This is a genomic window from Roseomonas sp. FDAARGOS_362 (assembly GCF_002754815.1).
GTDB lineage: Bacteria > Pseudomonadota > Alphaproteobacteria > Acetobacterales > Acetobacteraceae > Roseomonas > Roseomonas mucosa.
The window spans coordinates 176,364-197,355 of record NZ_CP024583.1; the positions used below are offsets into that span (position 1 = coordinate 176,364).

A 20,992-nucleotide genomic window follows, 5' to 3' on the forward strand; every position below is an offset into this window, starting at 1 on the left:
GTGGGTGTGTCCTTCGGGGCCGTGCCGGGCGGGCGGCACGCCTGCCCTGCCGTTTCCCGGCCGCCGGCCGGGCGCGGGGCGGCCAGGCTCAGAGCGAGCTGCGCCCCTGCGTCCCTCACCGGCTGACGAGCCGGTATACGTCCGAGAAATCCAGGTTCCTCGCGACGAACACGGTCATGGGCTCCCCCTGGTTCCGGCGCAGGGTTGAGGGGATGTTGATATCGGCTTCCAACGCCTGGCTGGTGGCGCGCTGCCCGCCCGACTGGAACTGGTTGAAGGTGACGCCGCTGCCGTTGTTCAGGGCGTTGCTGGCGACGGTGGCCGCGGCCTGCAGGCCGGTGTCGAGGAAGGCGAGCAGCATGGCGCCGCGGAACCGCTCGAAGAAGTGGCTATCGACCTCGCCGTCCAGCCCGGCTTGGCCCATCACGTCGGCACCGGGGCTGTTCAGCTCCATCTGCACGCCGCCCGGCGTCAGGGCCTGGGTCATCACCGCGAAGAGGCGGCGGGAGCCGCGGGCCAAGCCGGAACGAACCTCGCCCACGATGCGTGTCCCGCGCTCCATCAGCACGACCGTCCCGGTGGAGCCGCGCACATCCACGGGGGTGATGCAGGAGAAGAAGCCGGCCACGGTGCTGTCGATCGGCATCTCGGGGATACAGGCGATGCGGGTGCCCATCGGTACGGTCAGCTCGGGGTTCCGCAGCACGGTCGCGCGCGCCGCGGCCATGCGGGAGGGCCGCAGGCGCGAGGACAGCGCGTCGTCGGGCTCGGCCGTGCCACCGGGGACTGTAGCAGGCGCCCCGGACCGAGCGGCACGGGGACCGTCCGGGCCGTCCGCCACGGGTTGCGCGGCCGGCGGGGCGGCGCGGTCCTCGTAGCTCATGATCGGGGTGGGATTAGGGGCTTGGCGTCCGCCGCCGCCTCCGAAGGCCACGGCGCTGCGGGCGTTCGGCATCGGCATCCCCAGGGCGGCTGGGGTGGCTGGGATCGGCATGGCCGCGAGCGCGGGGGGCGCCGCCGGGGGGGCGGCCGGCTCGGGCATCGGCCGGTAGGGCACGGAGCGGCCGGCCTCGGTCATCGGCTGCTCGCGCTCGCGCTCCGGAGCCGGCTTGGACGAGGGCCACATCGCGACCAGGCCGCAGGCCGCGAAGATGCCCAACCCGATCAGCACCTTCTCCCGGCCTGTCAGCAGCCGCCGGCCGCCGGCGACAGGGGAGACGGGATCGTTGGAGGCGACGGCGCCCCCTTCCACGGCGTCGCTCACCGCCTGATCTCCCGCACCACGTCGGGGCTGGTGGTGCCGGTGCCGGGGTTACGGCCGCTGGCATCGAACGCCCGGTTAAGGATGCACAGCACCAGGCCACCATCGCGCAGCCGCAGGGCCGGGCCGGTCTGGTGGACGGTGATGAGTCCAGATGTGTTGGCTGAGTAGTTCACGGCCGCCTCGCGCCCGTCCGCGAGAACGGAGAAGATCGCCGGCACGCGGCGATTACCCGGGAAGCGCAGGAAGGTGGATTGCCCATCGTCCCACACCTCGGCCGGCGCCAACTCGCGATCGCCCTGGCCGTCGTAGTTCCAGTTCATCACGCCGGGCGTCGCGGCATTGGTGCCGGCCAGCACCAAGCGCTCGCGCGCCCGGCGGTCCTCCTGCTCCTTGCGGCGGGCCGCGGCGGCGGCGGCGCTGGCCTGACGCCGGGCCTCGGCCGCGGCCGCCGCGGCGGCGCGCTCCTCGGCCGGGTAGGTGAAGCGCACGAGGTAATAGGTGTTCGGCGCCTCCGCGGTCAGCGGCCCCTCGCGGGTGGACAGCTCGAAGGTGTAGGCGCGCATGATCTCGCGCCCGGTGGTCGGGTCGGTGCTGCGGCCGATGATGAATAGCGGCTGCGGGTCGAGATCCCGCAGGGGCTTGAGCATGACGAAGTTGCCGCGGACGGCGGTGAACAGGTTCCGGTCGGCGGAGGCACCGCGACCAGCGCCGGCCCGCTCGGAGGGCGCGGGGCCGCCGGCCATGGCCAGCGGGCCGGTGCCGAGACCGGCCGGCTCCGGCGGGTCCAGGAGCATCTGATCCGACACCGGCAGCCCGGCCACCGTCTCGCCAGGGGCGAGCTGGATGGTGAGCGTCGCGCCGGGAACGGCGTAGAGCTTGACCACCTGCTGCGGGTCGTAGGCGATCACCCGTACGCGGGGATCACGCCCGGCTGGGACGGGAGCCTCATCCGCGGCAGCCGGGGCGCCCCAGGCCAGCGGCAGGGCGACGGAGGCGGCCAGCAGCAGCCGCAGGGCGGAACCGGTGTGGCTCATCGTGCGTCCCCCAGGGTCGGTACGCCCTCGCGCTCGGGCGGGCGGTATTCGGTCACGAGCACACCTAGCGGGTTGATCGTGGTCCCATCGGTGAGGGCGATATTCTGGCCGGCTCGGTAGCGCAGCGTCACGACCCAGGTGGACACGACTGGCGGGCGACCGTAGGTGCGCTCGGTGCGGCGGAAGCGAAGCTGGTAGATCTCGTCGGGCTGCGCAGTGTCGTTGGGCAGCAGAGCGCCGCTCAGCTGCTCCACGGTGACGGTCGCGCGTGTGCCCCAGACGGCCTGCGGGCCGGGCGGCTTGTCGAGGTTGAACCACTCCTGGAAGGCACTCCGCACCTGCGGCGCGGACATGCGGCTCACCACGTCGTAGGCGTACTGCGCCTCGCCGGAGGACCAGCCTTCGCGCAGGCGGACGTACTGGAACAGGGTGGCGCGCACCGCACGCTCCTGCACCGCGGCCGGCAGGGCGTCGCCGTGGACCACGGTGGCCATGCTGCCGTCCGGCTGCGGCACGGCCACGACCGGCACCACGCGCACCAGGGGAAAGAGCTGAAGGGCGGCGAGGGCCTGCATCCCGACTACGCCTAGTAGGCCGACAATCGCGACGGTCTTGCCGGTGCTGATGTGCTTGGCGCGGCGGGCTTCGCGCGCCTGACGGGCTTGCGTCTCGGCGTAGAGGCGGTTCAGCTCCCCCCGCGGGATCACCACGGCGGCGGCCATCTCGGCGTCGGAGGGACCGCCCGCGGGGGAGGCAGACGGCGGCACAGGCTGGCCGGGTGGGGAGATGGCATTCACCGCACGACGCTCCCGGTCGGGGCGACCACAGGCGCGGCGGCGAGGGTGGCCGGCGGCACCATGCGGGTCGGATTGAGCTGGAACACCTCACCACGGCAGGCCGGGGCCCCCGCGCCAGCACAGGCGGCCAGGGCTAGCAGGGACAGCAGCAGGGCGGGCTTCATCGGGGCTCCACGGGGACAGAGGGGGCGCGCGCGCACGGGATCAGGACCGCGGCGCGGTGTTGGCGGCCGCCGCCTCGGCGGCGGTGGCCGTGCGGCTCTGGTAAGCCTCCTGCCGGCCCTGGGAGGCGGCGGCGGCCTTCTTGTCGGAGCGGCGCTGCATGGAGGCGATGCCGCGGTCGATGGCTTCGCCCAGGGCTTGCGTGTGCGGGGCGAAGGAGCCGGCCAAGCCGCCGCCGATGGAGTAGGCCACGCCGGTCAGCGCGCCGATCAGCAGGAGGCCGCACCAGTACCAGGCAGCGAGTTGCAGCAGTGCGCCCATGCGTTCGTCCAGGCCGGAACCCATGTTGCCCTGCGCGGCGCGGACGTAATTGTTGAAGCCTGTCATCAGCATTTGCAGCATGACGCCGATGCTCACTTGCACGAGCGTCAGCGAGACGAGCTTGCCCACCCAGCGGTCCACGAAGGGGCGCGTGGCGTCGAACAGGGCGAGGCCAATCAAGAAGGGACCGAGGGCGATCACCATACCCATGACGACGCGGGCGATCACCCACATCAGGAAGATAATGACGAGGGCGATGAAGGAGAGGCCCATGAACACGCGAATGACGATGCGCTCGCCGAGCTGGGTGTAGCCATTGGCTTCCGCGAGCACGGTGGCTGCCATGCGCTGCGTCGCGTTCCACAGCGCGTCGAACTGCGCGGCTGGGGCGTAGACGGTGCCGCCCGTCAGCGCGGAACCGACCGTGTTGGGAATGTCCTGCAAGAATAGGTCGCGGACGTAAGTGTTAAATGTACTGGCCGAAGTTAGGAGCGCCGCGACGGCCATGATCCGCAGCACGCGCCCAGCCAGCACGCTCTTGTCCATGCGCCCGGTCAGCACGAGCCAGCCGGAAATCAGGATGAACAGCGTAGCCGCCGCCCGCACCTGCGGGCGAGCGAAAGTAAGCCCGCTGTTGATGACGTTGTTGACGGCGGAAATTAGGTTACCGTCAAAAGCCAGGGAGACGTTCTGGAAGAACTCACCGGCCACGATCGCGCTCCTCCGGGTAGCGGTCGAGCTGGTAGCAGTAAGGCAGGAACATCGAGCTTCCTGGCCCACGCTCCTGACAAGCACGCTTTAAGGACTGGAACCCGAAGGGATTGGTGCGCGGATTATAATCCGGCTCTGGTAGTCCGCTGCTGTCCACAGGCGGCGCTTGGCGGCCCTGGCCCGCACGCGGCAGGGTGTTGGGGAGCGGCTGGCCCAGGCGCGACGAGGCGGCGCCCTCGGCGTTCTGGCAATCCCAGGTTGCGGCCAGGCGCGCGTCACGGTGGCAGCGGCGCAACGTCTCTTCGAGGACTTGCGGCCGGGCCTGATACCAAGGCACATCGCGGACCTCGTCGCGCGAACGCTGTGCGAGGACCGGCGCGGTGCCCATGGCCACCAGGACGAGCGCGAGCACCGCGCCGCGCATCACTCGTCCCCCAACGGCTGGAGACTGTCCCGATACCTCTCCGCGCTCTGCCGGGCCGCTTCCTCCGCGCGCAGCACGTCGCCCTGCTGCTGCACGGCGGCCATCATCTGCAACTGCGCGAGCTGCTGCTGCTGCGCGGAAAGCAAGGCGTGCTCGGCCTGGATACGGTTGTTCAGCGCTGCCGACGCCTGCACGTCAGGCTGGCCGTCGATCTCGCCCATCAGCTCGCGGAGCCCCGCAATGCGCTGTTCCGACTGCTGCATCCCCTGCAGGGCCGCAGCCTGGATGTTGCCTAGGCGCTGCGCCCGGCGGGTCATCTCGGTGGCCGAGAAGTCAGTGCCCGAGGACGAGAAGAAACGCATGTTGGCCACCTGATCGGCAGCGCCGGCCAAGCTCCCCACGCCTGTCATCGCGCCGCCGATCTGGTTGGCGCCGAAACCGCTGGCCACGTTGCCCAGGCGGCTCGCGTAGGTGGAAACGCTGGTGGTGTGGGCGAGCACGTTATAGGTGGCCTGGAGCTGCTGATACTGCTGCTCAAGCTGGCGCACGGTGGCGACGGCCTGCGCGACCTGCTGGTAGAGTTGAGAGTTGGTGATCTGGGCCTGCGCATTGGCGAGGGCGTCCGTCACTGGGATCTGCGCCCGGGCCGTTCCCGGCACTGTCAGGGCCAGAGCGGCGATGGCCGCCCCCGCCAAGAGGGTCCGCTTCATGAGTCGCGTCTCCATCAGGTTGCCGCTTCCGGCAGGCGGCGGTGGAACTCGGGCAGGAGCGCCGACGGCTCATCGGTCCCCAACTCGCGCCGGATCTTCCGCAACAGGCGGACGGTGCCGATCTTGCCGCTGAGCACCGCCAGGTGTGGCGCCATGGCCGGGGGCAGCTCCACCCGGCAGACCACGGAGCCGGCGTCACGCTTGATCAGCATGGAGCGCGCCCCGGTCGCCATGTCCTCTGTTACTGCGCGGTACTCACCCGGCGTGCAGTGCAGGCTCTCGGAGCCGTCCCCCACGTCGCAGTAGGCGGACCGGCTGGCCGACTGGTTCGGGAACAGGACCTTGGTCGGCATGTTGCTGACCAGAGTGGCGCCGATCGGGTGGCGGAGGACCTGCTGCGGTTGCTGGGTGGCGACGATGAGGGCGCCGTTGCCCTTGCGGAGGGTCAGGGCGAAGTCCTCGAACGCCTTGGCGAAGCGCTCATCCGGCAGATAGGCCCAGAACTCATCGGCCGCGAGCACGAAGCGCCGACCATCGATTACCGAGCGGACCCGGTGCAGGAGGTAGGAGGCGGCCGGGCCGCGCACCGTCTCGTCCTCCATCAGTGCCGAGAAATCCACGCCCACCAAGCCGGCATCGGGATCGAAAGCGTCGGCCTCGCCGTCGAAGGCCCAGCCGAGATCGCCGTCGCGGCCCCAGCGCTCCAGGCGTTTGCCGGCGCTGCCGGCCCCCTCGCCCACCAGCCAGGCGCAGAGCCCGGCGATGGAGCGGGCGGTGGGCGGCATCCGCATCTGGAAAGCGATGGCCTTGGAGAGCCGGCGCAGCTCGACGGCGTCGGGCTGCGGCCCGTCGTCGGCACGAATCAGCCCCACCACGAAGCGCAGCAGCCACACCCGGGCGTCGGGGGTGTTCGGCAGCGCCCGCATCGGCGCCAGGCCGCTATCCTCGCCCGCGCGCAGGGTCAGGTAACGCCCGCCCATGGCGCGGACGAGGATTTCGTTGGCATTGTCCTTGTCGAACACCACTACGGTCCCGCCCGGCCCCGTCACCCGTTCCAGGGCGGCCACCAGCATCCCGAGGAACACCGTCTTGCCCGACCCGGAGGGACCGAAGATGGCCATGTGCGGCAGGCCACCGACGTGCAGCGACAGGTCAAACCCGGTGTTGGCCGAGGTCAGAAGCCGCAGCAGGGGCGCGCCCCACTCCGGGGACGGGCCACCCCGCGGGTAGCCGTCCAGGGACGAGAAGCCCACAAAGTTCCGCGAGCTGATATCGCCTGGCCGGGTGCGCCAGGCGGCGTTCCCGGGGAGCTGCGCCCAATAGGCCGCCTCGGTCCCCAGGTCCTCGACGGCAACGCTGGCCCCGGCGTTGGTCAGGGCGGCGCGGACCTCGCCCGTACGGCGTTCCAGCTCGGGAAGGGTGTCGCAGTGTAGGGCGACGGAGATGTGGTGCGAGCCCATAGTGGCCTGGTTGGAGGCCACGTCATCCATAGCATCGTGCAGCGCGTCCATCTGGCTGAGCGCCCGGTCGCCGGCGTTGGCCATCTGCGCCTGCTTGCGGGCCAGGCTGCCGGTTGCTGCGGCCCGCGAGTGGAAGCGGAAGGAGTTGGTCAGCACCACCCGGCAGTCGGCCGAGAGCAGGTCGTTGAGCATCCCCGGGCGGGTGCGGTCGGGGTATTCCTTGAACCCCATGAGGGTGCCGAAGGAGGGCTGACCGGGGGTGCGCACCTCGAAGCCGCGCCGGCCGCATATCACCCGATCCGTGTAGATGGAGCCTCCAAGGGAGCCGCTGACCATCGGCACCGGCAGGAAGCGCGCCGTCAGGAACAGGCGCAGGGCTTCCGCGACCTCGGAGAACAGCACCCCGCCGGCCTCGCGCACGCCCAGCCGCACTGGCCCCATCTCGGCGTAAGCCTTGGCCAGCACCAGCATCCGGTCGTCCAGAATGCGGATCAGCTCGTCGCCGGCCGTGGTGGCGGCGGCCTCCTTCCGGCGGCCGAGGCGCGAGCGTAGGGCGTTGAGGCCGCGGGTCACGGGAGCGCGGGGCGTCACGATCACCGAGACGAACCACTCGTTGACCCGCTCCCGTCCGGCCAGCACCTCCCGGCGGTAGGCGTTCTCGAGATCGGCAGCGAAGGCGGAGCGGTAGGCGCCGGCCGGCAGCGGCGCCACGCCGTCATGCCGCACCATGGTCTCCACGACCATCAGGGTGTCGTCGGCGATGTTCCGCAGCACCGCGTTGCGGAAGCGGTGCCGGCTGTTGCGGCGGGCATGATCCTCCAGCGCGAAGGGGGCGCCCACCAGGCGCAGCATCCCCATCACGGAGCCGTCCGTCCGCAGCACGGCGTCGTCCCGGACGTGACCGACGAAGGGCACGTAGTCCTCGGCGCTCCGCTCGGACCACCCGGAGGCGGACAGGAAGGGGTTACGCATGGCGCATGCCGCGCGGCCCCCGCGCGCCTCCCACGGGCAGGGGGGCGACCGAGGCGCCACCCCAATCTGCGCTGTCGAAGCCGCGGGCGCTGGTGTTGAGCCAGAGCACCGCGACGCCGACCGCGTTGTAGTCGCGAGCGACGAGGAACCGGGCGGCGATCCAGACCGGGGCGACCAGGGCGAGGGCCCAAGCCACGCCGGTCAGGCCCTTGAACACCACCTGCACCTCGGCCCCGATCACGAAGAGGGCGAGGGCCAGCGGCAGCGGCAGGCCCCACATCAGGGCCGGCCGCGTCGCCGCGACGTGCAGGGGATCCTCGGTTAGGGGTTCCACGCCGCCCCGCCCCTCAAAAACCGAAGTAGCCGGCGATGGTGTCGGCATTGGCCAGGATCAGGCCGCCGGCCACCACGGAGGCGATGGTCATGACCGAGAAGCGCATGACGAACAGGCCGATGGCGACGGCGATGATGCCGAGCATCACCAGGCCGCGGGCCACGTTAGTCATGAACCACTGCGTCAGGCTGTTGACGACGCTGGAACCGCCGCCGCCGATCTGCGCGTGCGCCAGGTCGGGCAGGATCAGCGCGGCGCAGGCCACGGCGGCGAAGAGGGCGACGTTCCGCGCCTTCGGGGAAAGGGTCATTCTGCGGTCCTCGGGGGCTCGGTGGGGGTGGCTCCCTCGGCGCCCCCCGACGCCGTGGAGGCCTTACGAGGCACGGCCACCAGGCGCGGCCGGCTCGCGTGGGTGGCCCGCGCCCACACGTCCCATTCCGGGGGCGCGTCGGGATCGTCGTCGGGCAGCTCGGGGACGGGGGTGGCGGCCGGGCGCTGTGGCGCCGCGGCGGCCTCGCCGCGCAGGCGGATGGCCGGCACTACGACCTCGGCCGCGCCCTGGACGCGGCGGACGTAGCCGTTGGCAAAGCCCCGCTCAGGGTGACCGGTGTTGTAGCGGGAGAAGGCGACCCGCAACGCCTGCTGCGGGTCCGCCTCGCCGCGGCTGGCCATGGCGTAGCCCTCGCGCAGGATGCGGGCGCCGGCCGCCAGGTTGGTGCAGGGATCGAGGACCTCGGCGACCGTCAGGCCGAGCGCGCGCAGGTTGCCGCTGTTCACCTGCATGAGTCCCAGGTCCACGGAGCGGCCCTGGCGAAAGATCAGGTCCGTGGCCAACGCCACGGCCGCCTCCCGCGTCTCGGGTAGGATCGTGCCGCCGCCCGGCCCGTTCACGCCCAGGGCGAAGGGCTGAAAGCCGCTTTCCGTCCGCATGACGGCGGCCAGCGTCTCTATGGCGATGGAGGGGGCGCAGCGCGCGGCGAGTTGCGCGACGACGGCCAGTTCCAGGATCACGCGGCCACCATCCGGCCGCAGAGGGCACTAGGGCGTCTCTGCAAAGGCTACAGCCACAGTAGCAGCATGCCGAGGTGAACCATGGCGAGGTAGTTGACGGCGCGCTTCTCGTAGCGTGTGGCGATGCGGCGGAACTGCTTGAGGCGGTTGATCAGGCGCTCGACGAGATTGCGCCGTCGGTAAGCCGCACGGTCGAAGCGGGGCTGGCGGCGCTGGTTGCTTTTGCTCGGGATGACAGGCCGAATGTGCCGACCCCGCAGGCGGTCGCGGGCGGTCGGGCTGCTGTAGCCCTTGTCGCCGGCAACTCGTCGCGGCCGCAGACGGGGGCGGCCCCGTCCAGGGCGACGGATCGCACCCCCATCCAAGAGTGCCTCAAGGGCGATCTGCTCGTGCCGCTCGCCGCCGGTCAGCACGGCCGTGATCGGACGGCCATTCCCCTCAGCACGCAGGTGCAGCTTGGTGGAGAAGCCGCCCTGGCTGCGGCCCAGTGCCTCCCTGGCCTGGGCCACGCCCCCCGATAGCGCCGTCTCGGCGGGCGCCGGCGGCGTGCTGATGCGCCCGGATAATGGTCGCATCCACGAAGTGCAGATCCCAGTCCACCTCGCCCCGCGCGTCGGCCTCTGCCTGCAACGCCGACAGGATCCGGTCCCAGAGCCCTGAGGCACGCCAGCGATAGAAACGGCTCGACACCGTCCCAGCTGGGCCATAGTGCCGCGGCAGGTCATGCCAGGGCGCGCCCGTGCGCAGGACCCACAAGATGCCATTCAGGATGCGCCGATGCGGCGCGTTCGGTCGCCCCGTTTGGGGCTTCTCAGGCGGCAGGTGCGGCTCCAGCCGCCGCCACTGCGCCTCCGTCAAATCACCTCGTCTCACCCCATCTATATGGGGTCACAGATCCGAAACGTCCTCCGTTTGCAGAGACGCCCTAGCTGGTGTGCGGGGGAGCCTTCGGATCGGGCTCAGAGCCCGGAACGCTGGACGCGGGAAACAGGGTCCGGAGCTTGCGGAGCTTCGGGTCGTCGGCTTCGTGGACGCAGATGGGACCGAGGAACTTGAACTCCTCGCGGAAGAAGCCAACCAGGCGCGTGAGGTCGCGCCACGAACGGGCGCCCTGCCCGCTCCACAGGCCGATGGCGACGTAGCCGCGGCGCCAGGTGGTCGCGAGGTAGGGCACAAACTCGGCGCGCCCCTGCCCGTGGCCGTCTCGCATCGCGATGACCAGAACCTTCTCGATGCGCCCGCCCTTTGCGATGGCCGCGCGAGCCTCTCCATCCGAGACGAATCGGTCCACCCGTCCCTCTCCCCCTCAATAACCGAGGAGGTATGCGGCGATTGAGGGGCTGCCCACAACTCTGCGAGTTCAATGCAGAGGCGGCTCATCGGCCAGCGGCCTGCTGCATCTCCCCCAAACCCACAGGTATCTGAGCCGGCGCGACCGATGCCTGGGGGCATCGGGGGACCGGCCGCCCGCGCCGCAACTGCTTGGCCAGACGGTCCATGGGATCGCGGCAAGCGGGGGCTGCGGTGGGGCCGTCAGGATTGGCCATGCAGAGGGCGACTTCGCAGCTCCATAGGTCATCCGCACGGGCAATGTGCGTAGCGAGCGGGACCGCAAGCAAGGCAACCAGGACCATAGAAAGTGTTTTTGCCATTTCGCAAATTCACTCAAGGTGACTTCCGGTTGCAAGCTATGTGATGGAAGCACCCTGGGCAACCTCTTTCTAAGATGCCTGTTTTTGTTGGGCCTACGAGAGGAAGCGGCGACATAGAACAAAAGAGGATTATAAATATCACTCCTAGAGAATGGGCGCCATCTGCTCTCAAAAACGTCGTTCGTACGCTCTGACTGGACGCCTGAGGGGGGGCAGAAGCCGACAGCGCCGGCCCTGAGGCAGACGATGGCGAACGGTAGATCCATGGACGCCGGCATCCACTTGGCCGAACCGTCGCGCCCGGCGCGGATCGGAGCGGCCAAGGTTGGGGCACTTCCGGCCAATGGACCGCCAGGCCGTGGCCCGGCTGCTGTTTGCGGCCGAGGCATATGACCGAGCGACGCACCTGGCTCGCGCCCATGGCGGCGCGCTCAAGCGCACCGGCCTGGTCGTGCTGCGCGCCCTGGCCAATCGCTTCCACAACAGGAGCAATGGGCGGTGCGATCCCTCGCTCGCGGCCATCGCGCGTGCCGCCGGGGTAGCCAGACCGAGGGCGGCACTCGCCCTCGCGCGCTGCCGGCTTTCTCAATTGGGACCCGGCGTGGCGTCATGGTGTCGCGGCAGGTCTGCGGCGTGGAAACTGCTGGTATGTTCGTCCAGGTGTCGAACGCCTACCCGCTTGTCGCAGTGCTCCCAGCGGTCCCTGGCCCTGTACAGCTCCCGGTGAGCCTGCTGCCGAACAGCAAGTCCGAGAGCCGGGTAGAAACCAGATTCCAAGTTAGACAAGAGGCTCTGAGGGGAACCAGTCAGAGGGTGATGCGCGGCTCGGGTACCCTGGAAGCAGCACTGGCCCGGCTACAGGCTTCGATCGCAGCGAAGGAAGCACTGGTGTAACCCGACCTCCGTGTTGAGCCCACGAAGAAAGCTCAAAAGGCCGCCGATTCTACGTACCACCAGGGGGCGGCCGCTGCGGCTGCCGGGGGGAGACCGTGCCTATCCAGCTGGCGCGACGAGGCGGAGCCCGCGCACCAGCGTCTTGGGCACCGGGGGACGTGAAGGCATGAGCTTGAGGCCGTGATGGACCACCTCCACCTCGGCGTCCGGGTACACGGCGAGCACGTCGGGCAGTACGGCCTTCACACGCTGCGCTAAGTGCGAGACCCGCGTCGTGTCGGAGCCGACCTGCGCCGCGAGCGCCTGCCAGCGTAGCAGGAGCGGCCTTTCCAGGCGCTGCAGCCGATAGGCCAGCAACGTGTAGAGGTCCAGGCCGAGCGAGTTGTCTTTGAGATGGGCGATGGCGTCGCGCGCGAGCGGCACGGCGTGCTGGCGCAGGTGCTCGTGGAACTCGCTGGTCAGTTCCACCGTGGCTGACCATCCCGGCCCATCGCCGTCCTCCTGGCCTTGCCAAAGGGACAGGCCCGATACGAGGCGCTGGTCGCGGATGATCATTTGCTCTCCGCTGCCAGGCGAGGAGGCGGGCGCGCTCCATTGCAGAGTGAACTCACAGCGGGCGATGCGCAGCGACTGCTCGCGGATGGCCTGGATGGTGCCCCGTGGCCCGCCGGTCACGGGCAGGCCGAGAGAGCGGATCCAGGCCGACATGCTGGGACCGAGATTGACCGTGCGCCCGCGCACTCCCTCGGTCTGGAGAAAGATCATGATCAGCCGCGCCCGGGTGCCGTAGGGCACGCCGACACGCGCGGCGCGTCCGTCAGCACCGCGTACCACGCCGGGGCTGACCATTAGATGAAAGCGCCCGGAACTGCGCTCCCAGATCGCATCGTTGCTGTCGGGGCGGGCATGAGGCAGGCAGGTTTGGCAGAGGCCCGAATGGGTGAAGGCAAGCTCGTCGTCGGCCAGCTCTCCCATGGCGTTGCTAGCAGCCTCAATGCGGCCCAGTTCCCTACGGCGTAGCTTGGGATCTTCGATGGCGCTGGCGGAGCGGCGAAGAGCCTCGGCGCCGAAGAGCATGAGCTGGCGGTGAATTTCAGCCATGCGTCCTCTCGCTCACCCTCCGGTGAGGCAAGCCTAGGCGAGTATCATTGGGTGTGTGCGCTGAATCGGCGGCCTTTCGAAGCATCAAAGTGCTTCTTCCCGTTATCCCCGCTTGTCCACGATGAATCTGCGGCCTTCTGCTGGTCTGGGTGGAAGGTCTCGCTGAATCGGCGGCCTTCCTACGCTGAATCCGCGGCCTCAGCAGACCATAATCTACGCTGAATCCGCGGCGTGCCCCCCGGTTATCCACGCTGAATCGGCGGCCCATACCTATAAGAGTCCTATATAAAAAACTTCCTATAGGACGCATGCGAGCCAGCTCCGAAAAAGGCCGCTGATTCAGCGTTGCGCCGAAGACTTCGGATGCACACCATCCGATAAGATGTTGAAAGAGGCTTGGGGCAGGGTGCCAGTGGGTAGGTGGCGACTCACGCCGCAGGACGGCACCGACAGACACGGCACAAGGTAAGGCAGGTTGCAGGGGCATCAGGCCGACCTTGAGGTGACGCGCAGTGTCCTCGAACGCGCCCGTGCGACGACTGCGTCACGCAGGCGCTCGAACAGAGCGGCCGGTAGCAAACCGTAGCCCCAGTTCGATCCGAAGGCGGTAGTCACGGGCCGCAGATCGGGGCCAGGCCAAACGAAGCGATTCACCTCCGTCAGCACCGCCCAGCACGGTTCATCTTGCAGGCCCAAGCGTCGGCGAGTCGCCGGGGGGATCTCCATCCCTTCGTCCGGTGTGGATGGCGCCCGCGACGTGAGCGGCACGACGACGATGGATGAAACGCCTGCGGCATCTGTCGTGGCAATCACGACCGCGCACGGGCGGTCCTTGCGCGCCTCCTCGCGACCCTCAGCGGCCTCATGCGTCCAGAGGTACGCGTAGCGGATGACCTCGCCTGGAAGTGGCGGCGCTAGGCGTTGCGACTCAGGCAACTTCATCGTCGAAGCGGCGCGACTCCTCGGAAGGCTGAGCGGCGGCGATCGCCTCGACGAGGTCGGGCGGCAACTCCTCGACCTTCATCGCCTGGCGATCACGGCGGCGCAGCCGCTCGTACTCCTCGACCGAGATCATCACCACGCGCGGGCGGCCGCGGCTGGTGACGGCGACGGGCTGGGTAAGCGCCTTGTCCTGGTAGAGCGCGAAGCGGCGCTGCACCTCGGCCGCGGGCACGGCGAGCGGCTCGGCCATGGAAGATGCTCCTATTTGCGTGGAACCAGCATAACTCGGCTAAGCCATGAAACTCAAGTTTCGCATGCAACGCAGCTAACACTATCCACAATGCAGGAGTCGCAAAGCGTCAAACGTTCCTTTGGGATTGCAACAAAGGGGGCTGGAAGGGCATTTTCGGGCTTCAGATGGCCCCTCACTCCCCCTCCCCTCCCCGCTTCGTCGCTTATTACCGAGTGAGCACCGACCGGCAGGGCCGCTCCGGGCTCGGACTCGACGCCCAGCGGGCGGCCGTCGATCGGCACGCAGCGGCGACCGGTGGGATCGTGTGTGCGAGCTTCGAGGAGGTGGAGAGCGGCAAGCGGAGCGACCGCCCGCAACTAGCGGCAGCGATGGCCGAGAGTCGGGCCCGTCGCGCCGTGCTGCTGATCGCTAAGCTCGACCGCCTGGCACGCGACGCACATTTCCTGCTGGGGCTGGAGAAGGCCGGCGTAGAGTTCCTCGCTGTGGACATGCCGCATGCTAACCGACTGACCATCGGCATTATGGCGCTGGTAGCTGAGGAAGAAGCCCGCGCGATCAGCGCACGCACGCGCGCAGCCCTCACTGCGGCAAAGATGCGCGGCGTAGTGCTGGGGAATCCACGGCTGCAAGCCGGTGACAAAAGTGTTGCAGCACTAGCGTCAAATGTTTGGAAGCGCGACGCAGCGAAGCGGGCAGCTGAAGTGCTGCCCTACATCGTAGCCGCGCGCCGAGCTGGAGCCACTTCGCTGCGAGAGATTGCCGCGGCGTTGACTGCCCGAGGCGTGCGGACCCCACGTGGCAAGGAGATCTGGGGGGCATCACAGGTGAGGCGCGTGTTGGCGAGGCAAGCAGACTGAAGCTTCGAGTAGGCTCTGGCCCAATTCCAAATGAACTGAATGAACCTAGCTGCCTTACCAACCGGCTGCTTAGAGCGTTTTCCGGCCTGACTGAATCACTCGTGATCCACGAGGTTGGCGGGAGGTGATTCGGTGTCCCTGGCGAGGGAGGCCAGGGGCATGTCAAAGGCGCTGTCGGTGGATCTGCGGGAGCGGGTGGTGGCGGCGATCGCTGCCGGCGCGTCTTGCCGGGCGGCGGCGGCCCGCTTCGGGGTGAGCGCGTCGAGCGCGATCCGTTGGGCCACGTTGGCACGGGAGGCGGGATCGGTCGCACCGGGGCCGCTGGGCGGTGATCGTCGGACGGCTCGCATCGAGGCGCATGCGCCGCTGATCCTGCGCTTGGTCGAGCGCACCTCCGACATCACCCTCAAGGAGATCCGAGCCGATCTGGCCAAAGCAGGCGTGTCGGCTGGCATCGGCACGATGTGGCGCTTTTTCGATCGGCGCCGGATAACGTGGAAAAACGTATGGCCCGCCCCGTCCGCAAGGGCTTTCACGACCTGGTCTGATCAGTCTACGCCAACGTATCCGGTCACAAGGCACATCGGCCCTGGCCAAGATGGAGATCCGCGCGTCCTGGTCCTCATAAAAGTCACGGCGTCAGAGCGCCATTTTTTGCGCCAGGGTTCCAGAACGCCGGTCGACTGTCAGGCCATCTCGCTTCCACCACCCGCAGACCTCATCCAGCCGCCCGCACCGGGCGAGCGCGAACGGCGGATCCCCTCGGCTACGACACCGTCGTCGCCTTCATCTCGAACTTCTGCCCAGTTCGCAGCACTGCGCAGATGATCCGCGCCAGCTTCGCCGCGAGTGCCACCACCACGGCGTTCACGTGCGCCCGGGCCGCCAAGCCTCGCAGCCATCCGCCGAGCGGGGTTTCGGCTTTTGACAGTGTCGGCAGCGCCGCCCGCGCGCCGTGGATCAGCATCTTGCGCAGGTAGACATTCCCCCGCTTGCTGATCCCCAGCAGCTTTGGCTTGCCACCCGTGGTCATCTGCCTCGGCACCAGCCCAAGCCAGGCGGCGAGGTCGCGTCCTCGCCCGAAGGTCTCGGCCCTGCCGACTGCCGCCACCAGCGCCGTCGCGTTCAGCGGCCCGATGCCGGGAATGGTGGTCAGCAGCCGGGCAGCCTCATCGGCCCGAGCCTCGGCCGCGAACTCCTCGTCGAACGCCTCGATACGTCGGTCCAGCTCGCGCCACTCCGCCCGCTGGTCCTCGACGAGCAGCCGCACCCGCGGACTGAGCGGGACCCGCTCCTCGGCCAGCAGGGTCTCAAGGTAGACCTCCAGCTTGCGCCGGCCCTGGGGCACGGTGACGCCGCGCTCGAGCAGAATGGCGCGCAGCTGGTTGATCAGCGCCGTCCGCTCACACACCAGCCGGTCGCGGACACGGTGCAGGCTCTGCATGTCGAGCTGCGCCTCGCTCTTGATCTCGACAAAGCGCATGGTCGGCCGGGTCGCCGCCTCGGCGATCGCCTCCGCGTCCCGCTCGTCGTTCTTTTGCGCCTTCACTAATCATCAGGTGACCATAATGCGAAGGAACGCACGCGGGCCGCCCAGTTGTCGGCCGTTCGCGCAAAATTCCTTCGCATTATTTCAGAGCGTGTCCAGCCAGGCGAGCAGGCTCGTATCGCGTTTCCACGATGAAGAGTGCGCCGTCGCCACCGGCACAGCGACCTGTTCCAACGCCTTTCGCTTTGTGTCCAGATTGGCCTTCGCGTAGTGATTGGTGGTGTCGAGGCTCACATGCCCAAGCCAACTGCGGATGACCGTGATGTCTACGCCCGCCGATACAAGGTGGACGGCGGTGGCGTGACGGAAGCTGTGCGGCGTTACGTGCTTCGTTTGCAGCGGCGGCATGGTCGCAGCCGCCGCCTTCACATAGGCGGCAAGCTTGAACCGGACGCCCGAGGCGCTGAGCGGCTCTCCGTAGCGGTTGACGAACAGCCGCTGGTCTTGTGCCCGTGGCTGCCGCTCAAGCAGCTTTTTCAACAACATCACGGTTTCCGGCCAAAGCGGGCAGAGACGCTCTTTTCGCCCCTTGCCCGTAAGCCGAACGCAACTCGGGCTATCGAACCGGATTGCCTCAGGGCACATATCGAGTGCTTCCTGTATTCGCGCCCCGCTGTTGTAGAGGAACGAGAGCAACGCATGGTCGCGCATGCCTTCGAGGGTTGACTGGTCTGGCTGGGCAAGAATCGCTGCCACTTCCAGCGGATCCAGATAGCAAGGCTCAGATACCGGCGCCCGCTTGATCGGGATGTTGAGGATTTCCACGCACTGCGCGATTAAGGCAGGATCCTTGGTCGCCACAAAGTTGAAGAAGCTGCGGATCGCAGCAAGCCGGCAGTTGCGGGTGCCGATCGTGCCGCCACGGTCGTGCTCGGCGTGCCTCAGGAACGCCGCGACTTGCGCGGCGGTCAGATCGGCGAGCGAGATTATAGCAACTTTCTTTTTCGCGCGGTCAGCGACAAACCGGAGGAACAGTCGCCAGGTGTCGCGGTAGGAGCGGACGGTGTTGACGGACGCATTGCGTTGCTCGACAAGCCATTCGTAAAAGAACGCGCGCATCAGTTCCGGGAACGGATTGGCTTTGCTCATGACCGCACCTCCCGTTCGAGATTGAGGCATGGCGCGCCCACGGCCCTGAACCGTTCGTTTGCGAGATGCAGCAGATCCTGCGTGACGGTGATGTAGACCAGAGTGGAGTTGATATCCCGATGGCCGAGGTAGGTCGCGAGGAACGGCAGCCGCTCCTGCGGGTTGATCCCCAGACGGTACCATTCAAGGATACGGTTCACGACCATCGAGTGCCGAAGATCATGAACGCGAGGCCCGAACTGCCCTTGCAGTGGTTTCAATCCGGCGCGACGTACGACGTCTGTGAGCAACCAGGTGATCATTTCGGGCGTGTAGCGGGATCTGCCCTGGACGTGCCAGAACAGAGCAGAGTGCGGGTCCTGCGATGCGCCGACCTGACGCCGTGCAGCGATGTAGGCCCGGAGTTCCATCATCACACTGTCAGGAAGTGGCAGAATTCGGGTCTTGAAGAACTTGGTCTGCCGAACCGTGATGGTGCCGTCACCGGGATTAACGTCACCAAGATCCAGCCTGGCCAACTCTCCCCGCCGCAGACCCGCACAGTAGGCCAGCAACAGCATGGTGTAGATGCTCAACGGACGAAGTGTTGCCCGCGGAGAGGGATACGAACGGGCAATGTCGAGCATGCGCCGTACGTCGACAGGAGAGTAGATATGAGGCGTTCGCCACTGCTTGCGGACCTCTTTTTGGGGTCTCGGATCCGGTCGACGCCGAGGAGCTGACGGATCGCACCGCCGCTGGATTTTGGCAAAGAGGCGCTCAAGGTTTTTGCGCTCATATGCATGGTTACGCGTGCCTTTCGTCGCCGCCCATCGATCGATCATGACGCGCAGCGGCTCGGTTTCCAGTTGCGGGTTCAGTTGCAGGAACCGGTCGAACTGCAAAAGCCGCACCGGTTGCGAAGTATATTTGTATCCCCTACGGCGCATCATGGCGACATGCTCGGCCATAACCTCGCCCAGCACACTACCGAACGGTTTGGGCTGGCGCAGTGTGGCAAGAGCCTGTTCTGGATTACACGATATCAACGCGCGCCAGATCGGCATGCTCTGCTTTATATGACATGCCTGACGCAGACCTTCGACAGGGTTGTGATCAATCGCACCGGTTGCCACGAGGTGGTCGAGGAACCGATCGATGATGCGAGTGCGATGCAGGAGCGTAGATGTCGCCCAGCGAGACGCTAATTCCCGTAGCCAAGCTTGCAGCGCTTGTTGATCGAGCAACCCGTGCCGTTCAACGGCATCCTGGAAGCTATGCAGGACCTGTTGATAGCAGGTGCGGCTTTTGAGATCGCGCAGATCAAGGCTCGCGACATAGCTGCCAATGCGCGTGCGATCGGAATCAGGCCAACGGGAGATCATGCCAGCACCTCCGTTCCTGGCACATCAAGAGCGACGGCCCTCAGATCCTCGGTGGCAAGCTTGAGGTAGGGGTCTGTCGACCCGGTCGAGCGATGTCCTAACAGATCGCCAATTACCTTTTTCGGAACTGCCGCGCGCAGTAACTCGGTCGCACGAGCGTGACGGAAGATGTGGGGGCCGCACTTGCCCAAGGGATTGACGCCGGCATCCCGGAGCCTCCGCCGAACCAGGCTGTATAGCTTGTCGAGCTTGCGATAGGGCGCACGCGTCCGGATGAAGATCTCCCTGGCATCGGTCGCGGGCCGTCCAGACCGCAGGTAAGCAAGGATCGCTTCGCCAACCGGCTCCATCAAAGGAAGGAGCGTATAGGCTTGCGTTTTGCTGTGACGGACACGAACGACTTCGGCCCGCCAGTCTATGTCTTCGATCCGCATGTTACGGACTTCGCTTGCACGGAGCCCGTAGGTGGCGAGGAGTTGTAATATCGCATGGTCCCGCAAACCGGCAGTCGTCGTGTCCATGCTCGTGCTTGCCAGAACCGCGGTGATCTGGTTGCGCTCCAGGATCGAAGGGACCCCTTCATAAGCATAGAGCCGCGGCGCGATGATATGCGGCGACAGATCTGCCGCAACGCGGGCAGTCCTGTAGAGGTGGCGCAGCAGCGAACGAAGCCGCTCCGCTGCGGATTTCAGCGAACTACGCGTCAGCTTCGAGCCACGCAGGTCCATATAGCTGTCGATGTCGCCGACGGTTAATCCGTTGAGACCCTCGACCCCGCTCCGGTCGAGTTGCCAGGCAAGGAAGTAGCGGGCTTCCCATAAGAACGCGTCGATGCTGGCTTGGGCAAGGCCACGCTCGTCGCGAAGCCAGGTTTCGTATTCGTTGCAGACCGTAAACCGTAGTGCGTCAGCGGCGCAGGCCACTTTGGGAGAAGGCGGCCACTGACCCTGCCCAAGCCGCAGCAGCGCGTGAATCCCGGACTGCGGGACTTCGTGCCAGCGCTTGCTGGGCCGTCGTCCGCGGCGCTTGCGGAATTGCGCGGCCGCACGACGCAAATATTCCGCTACTTCGGTTTCGGTCACGTCTGCGACTGGAATCCCTCGGTACATGAGATAGTCCAGAAACTCGCGGGCGTAGCTGCAGTAATTTCTGATCACTACGGGGCTGTATCGGCGGCCGATCAATACGGCTTCGAGCTCAACAATCAGTTCTCGTTCAGATTTCGACATCAATAACTCCTCTGCTCGTCAAAAGACTGCAGAGGTTCGCCGGAAAATAATGTGCAGCAAAGTTGGCGAAAAGCAGCGCCACCGGGCGGGTTCCATGCGTTTGCCCCGCGTTCCTTCGCATTATGGTCACCTGATGATTAGTCCGCTTATGGTCACCTCGCCATAAGCGGACGAACGGCTTGACGTACTGAGGCGGGATCAACCTCACCGTATGCCCAAAGCCTTGTAGGAACCGTCCCCAGTGATGGGAGCTGCCACAGGCTTCCAGCACTACCTCGGTCGCCGGCAGCTTGGCGCAGAAGGTCTCGAACTGCGCCCGGGTCATGTTCTGGCGCAGGACGGGCTGATCCCGCTCATCGACCCCGTGCAAGGTAAAGGTGGCTTTCGAGGTGTCGACCGCGAGACGCTTGAGCTGCATCGGACTGGCCTTTCCCGGTTGATCATCGGCGATGACTGATCTTGGCAGAGGATGCCGTGGGACCGTCCGCCCCAACATTACTGCGCCGTCTGCGGCCGCTGGGGTGGGTTCGGCGCCGGCGTCGATCCGGCAAAGAGAGCATCGGGCACCTGGTACTGCGCGGCCCATGTCCCGGACGAGTTCTGGCAGTATCGCAACCGATGACCCGCTCCTTCGCCGACGGTCTTCTCCTCTAGGCCTTTGCCGCCGGGTGTCCTGTTTGGGCGGCTCCCCGCTTCGCGGGGACCGGGCTCTACTCGGCCGCTGCGCGGCCTCCCCGAGCCCCCTGCGGGGTCTCGGCCCTTCGGGTCACGATCCCATGCCGCAACCTCACCACGGCCCGTGCCCCGCGGCCGCCGTGCGCCACCTCCCGCCGCCGCCGATCCCACACCCCCAGCCGCCCGC

The 20,992-nt window shown here is 67.4% G+C and carries 20 protein-coding genes and 2 pseudogenes; 2 read left to right on the forward strand and 20 right to left on the reverse strand.

The window, feature by feature from the left end:
- Window positions 1-115: 115 nt before the first annotated feature.
- The 15 genes and pseudogenes from CTJ15_RS02600 to CTJ15_RS02665 all read right to left on the reverse strand — a co-directional run bounded on the left by CTJ15_RS02600 (window position 116) and on the right by CTJ15_RS02665 (window position 14,039).
- The gene (locus CTJ15_RS02600; RefSeq protein WP_099781032.1) at window positions 116-1,264 is read right to left on the reverse strand and encodes a TrbI/VirB10 family protein; all 1,149 of its coding nucleotides are present in this window, start codon (window positions 1,262-1,264) and stop codon (window positions 116-118) included.
- Window positions 1,261-2,298, reverse strand: coding sequence for a TrbG/VirB9 family P-type conjugative transfer protein (locus CTJ15_RS02605; RefSeq protein WP_099781033.1), 1,038 nt, complete (start codon window positions 2,296-2,298; stop codon window positions 1,261-1,263). The genes CTJ15_RS02600 and CTJ15_RS02605 overlap by 4 nt, the downstream gene beginning before the upstream one ends.
- Window positions 2,295-3,095 (reverse strand): VirB8/TrbF family protein, encoded by an 801-nt coding sequence (locus CTJ15_RS02610; RefSeq protein WP_126281754.1) that lies wholly within the window; start codon window positions 3,093-3,095, stop codon window positions 2,295-2,297. The genes CTJ15_RS02605 and CTJ15_RS02610 overlap by 4 nt, the downstream gene beginning before the upstream one ends.
- Complete coding sequence (locus tag CTJ15_RS24130; protein ID WP_193009551.1) at window positions 3,092-3,259, reverse strand: hypothetical protein; 168 nt, start codon at window positions 3,257-3,259, stop codon at window positions 3,092-3,094. Before CTJ15_RS24130 ends, CTJ15_RS02610 begins: the two co-directional genes overlap by 4 nt.
- Window positions 3,260-3,299: 40 nt before the next feature.
- A complete protein-coding gene (locus CTJ15_RS02615; protein ID WP_193009552.1) occupies window positions 3,300-4,289 on the reverse strand; it encodes a type IV secretion system protein in 990 nt (329 codons plus the stop codon).
- Window positions 4,279-4,713, reverse strand: a complete 435-nt coding sequence (locus tag CTJ15_RS24135) for a hypothetical protein (protein WP_193009553.1) — start codon at window positions 4,711-4,713, stop codon at window positions 4,279-4,281. The genes CTJ15_RS02615 and CTJ15_RS24135 overlap by 11 nt, the downstream gene beginning before the upstream one ends.
- Window positions 4,713-5,423 (reverse strand): type IV secretion system protein, encoded by a 711-nt coding sequence (locus tag CTJ15_RS02620; RefSeq protein WP_193009554.1) that lies wholly within the window; start codon window positions 5,421-5,423, stop codon window positions 4,713-4,715. The genes CTJ15_RS24135 and CTJ15_RS02620 overlap by 1 nt, the downstream gene beginning before the upstream one ends.
- 14 nt (window positions 5,424-5,437) lie before the next feature.
- Complete coding sequence (locus tag CTJ15_RS02625) at window positions 5,438-7,855, reverse strand: helicase HerA domain-containing protein (RefSeq protein ID WP_099781037.1); 2,418 nt, start codon at window positions 7,853-7,855, stop codon at window positions 5,438-5,440.
- Window positions 7,848-8,189 (reverse strand): type IV secretion system protein VirB3, encoded by a 342-nt coding sequence (locus CTJ15_RS02630; RefSeq protein ID WP_099781038.1) that lies wholly within the window; start codon window positions 8,187-8,189, stop codon window positions 7,848-7,850. Before CTJ15_RS02630 ends, CTJ15_RS02625 begins: the two co-directional genes overlap by 8 nt.
- 13 nt (window positions 8,190-8,202) lie before the next feature.
- Entirely contained in the window at window positions 8,203-8,499 is a 297-nt protein-coding gene (locus CTJ15_RS02635; protein ID WP_099781039.1) for a TrbC/VirB2 family protein, read from the reverse strand.
- The gene (locus tag CTJ15_RS02640; RefSeq protein ID WP_099781040.1) at window positions 8,496-9,200 is read right to left on the reverse strand and encodes a lytic transglycosylase domain-containing protein; all 705 of its coding nucleotides are present in this window, start codon (window positions 9,198-9,200) and stop codon (window positions 8,496-8,498) included. The genes CTJ15_RS02635 and CTJ15_RS02640 overlap by 4 nt, the downstream gene beginning before the upstream one ends.
- A 47-nt stretch (window positions 9,201-9,247) precedes the next feature.
- Window positions 9,248-10,073, reverse strand: a pseudogene (locus CTJ15_RS02645) (IS5 family transposase).
- Window positions 10,074-10,125: 52 nt separating this feature from the next.
- Window positions 10,126-10,491, reverse strand: coding sequence for a hypothetical protein (locus tag CTJ15_RS02650; protein ID WP_099781041.1), 366 nt, complete (start codon window positions 10,489-10,491; stop codon window positions 10,126-10,128).
- A 1,354-nt stretch (window positions 10,492-11,845) separates the two neighbouring features.
- On the reverse strand, window positions 11,846-12,847 hold the full coding sequence (locus tag CTJ15_RS02655) for a replication protein RepA (RefSeq protein WP_099781042.1): 1,002 nt from the start codon (window positions 12,845-12,847) through the stop codon (window positions 11,846-11,848).
- A 928-nt stretch (window positions 12,848-13,775) separates the two neighbouring features.
- Window positions 13,776-14,039: a type II toxin-antitoxin system prevent-host-death family antitoxin gene (locus tag CTJ15_RS02665; protein WP_099781044.1), complete on the reverse strand. Its 264-nt coding sequence runs from the start codon at window positions 14,037-14,039 to the stop codon at window positions 13,776-13,778.
- A gap of 167 nt (window positions 14,040-14,206) precedes the next feature.
- On the opposite strand from CTJ15_RS02665, the gene CTJ15_RS02670 reads away from it, so the two are divergent.
- Both CTJ15_RS02670 and CTJ15_RS25240 read left to right on the forward strand, forming a co-directional pair.
- The gene (locus tag CTJ15_RS02670; protein WP_099781045.1) at window positions 14,207-14,899 is read left to right on the forward strand and encodes a recombinase family protein; all 693 of its coding nucleotides are present in this window, start codon (window positions 14,207-14,209) and stop codon (window positions 14,897-14,899) included.
- 159 nt (window positions 14,900-15,058) lie between these two features.
- A complete protein-coding gene (locus tag CTJ15_RS25240; protein WP_126281755.1) occupies window positions 15,059-15,727 on the forward strand; it encodes a transposase in 669 nt (222 codons plus the stop codon).
- On the opposite strand, the pseudogene CTJ15_RS02680 reads toward CTJ15_RS25240, so the two are convergent.
- The 5 genes and pseudogenes from CTJ15_RS02680 to CTJ15_RS23705 all read right to left on the reverse strand — a co-directional run.
- A pseudogene (locus CTJ15_RS02680) lies at window positions 15,666-16,448 on the reverse strand (IS110 family transposase); the annotation flags it as partial. The gene CTJ15_RS25240 and the pseudogene CTJ15_RS02680 overlap by 62 nt on opposite strands.
- A gap of 84 nt (window positions 16,449-16,532) precedes the next feature.
- On the reverse strand, window positions 16,533-17,537 hold the full coding sequence (locus CTJ15_RS02685; RefSeq protein WP_025292317.1) for a tyrosine-type recombinase/integrase: 1,005 nt from the start codon (window positions 17,535-17,537) through the stop codon (window positions 16,533-16,535).
- Entirely contained in the window at window positions 17,534-18,898 is a 1,365-nt protein-coding gene (locus CTJ15_RS02690; RefSeq protein ID WP_099781090.1) for a tyrosine-type recombinase/integrase, read from the reverse strand. The genes CTJ15_RS02685 and CTJ15_RS02690 overlap by 4 nt, the downstream gene beginning before the upstream one ends.
- Complete coding sequence (locus tag CTJ15_RS02695; protein WP_099781047.1) at window positions 18,898-20,130, reverse strand: site-specific integrase; 1,233 nt, start codon at window positions 20,128-20,130, stop codon at window positions 18,898-18,900. Before CTJ15_RS02695 ends, CTJ15_RS02690 begins: the two co-directional genes overlap by 1 nt.
- The gene (locus CTJ15_RS23705; RefSeq protein ID WP_126281756.1) at window positions 20,117-20,548 is read right to left on the reverse strand and encodes a transposase; all 432 of its coding nucleotides are present in this window, start codon (window positions 20,546-20,548) and stop codon (window positions 20,117-20,119) included. Before CTJ15_RS23705 ends, CTJ15_RS02695 begins: the two co-directional genes overlap by 14 nt.
- Window positions 20,549-20,992: the final 444 nt, after the last annotated feature.

Bases quoted from the DNA above. Each gene is read 5' to 3' on its own strand.
- CTJ15_RS02605 (WP_099781033.1), bottom strand. From the start codon at position 2,298: ATGAGCCACACCGGTTCCGCCCTGCGGCTGCTGCTGGCCGCCTCCGTC.
- CTJ15_RS24130 (WP_193009551.1), bottom strand. From the start codon at position 3,259: ATGAAGCCCGCCCTGCTGCTGTCCCTGCTAGCCCTGGCCGCCTGTGCT.
- CTJ15_RS24135 (WP_193009553.1), bottom strand. From the start codon at position 4,713: ATGCGCGGCGCGGTGCTCGCGCTCGTCCTGGTGGCCATGGGCACCGCG.
- CTJ15_RS02620 (WP_193009554.1), bottom strand. From the start codon at position 5,423: ATGAAGCGGACCCTCTTGGCGGGGGCGGCCATCGCCGCTCTGGCCCTG.
- CTJ15_RS02625 (WP_099781037.1), bottom strand. From the start codon at position 7,855: ATGCGTAACCCCTTCCTGTCCGCCTCCGGGTGGTCCGAGCGGAGCGCC.
- CTJ15_RS02635 (WP_099781039.1), bottom strand. From the start codon at position 8,499: ATGACCCTTTCCCCGAAGGCGCGGAACGTCGCCCTCTTCGCCGCCGTG.
- CTJ15_RS02655 (WP_099781042.1), bottom strand. From the start codon at position 12,847: ATGGCTGAAATTCACCGCCAGCTCATGCTCTTCGGCGCCGAGGCTCTT.
- CTJ15_RS02665 (WP_099781044.1), bottom strand. From the start codon at position 14,039: ATGGCCGAGCCGCTCGCCGTGCCCGCGGCCGAGGTGCAGCGCCGCTTC.
- CTJ15_RS02670 (WP_099781045.1), top strand. From the start codon at position 14,207: ATGGCCCCTCACTCCCCCTCCCCTCCCCGCTTCGTCGCTTATTACCGA.
- CTJ15_RS25240 (WP_126281755.1), top strand. From the start codon at position 15,059: ATGTCAAAGGCGCTGTCGGTGGATCTGCGGGAGCGGGTGGTGGCGGCG.
- CTJ15_RS02685 (WP_025292317.1), bottom strand. From the start codon at position 17,537: ATGAGCAAAGCCAATCCGTTCCCGGAACTGATGCGCGCGTTCTTTTAC.
- CTJ15_RS02695 (WP_099781047.1), bottom strand. From the start codon at position 20,130: ATGTCGAAATCTGAACGAGAACTGATTGTTGAGCTCGAAGCCGTATTG.
- CTJ15_RS23705 (WP_126281756.1), bottom strand. From the start codon at position 20,548: ATGCAGCTCAAGCGTCTCGCGGTCGACACCTCGAAAGCCACCTTTACC.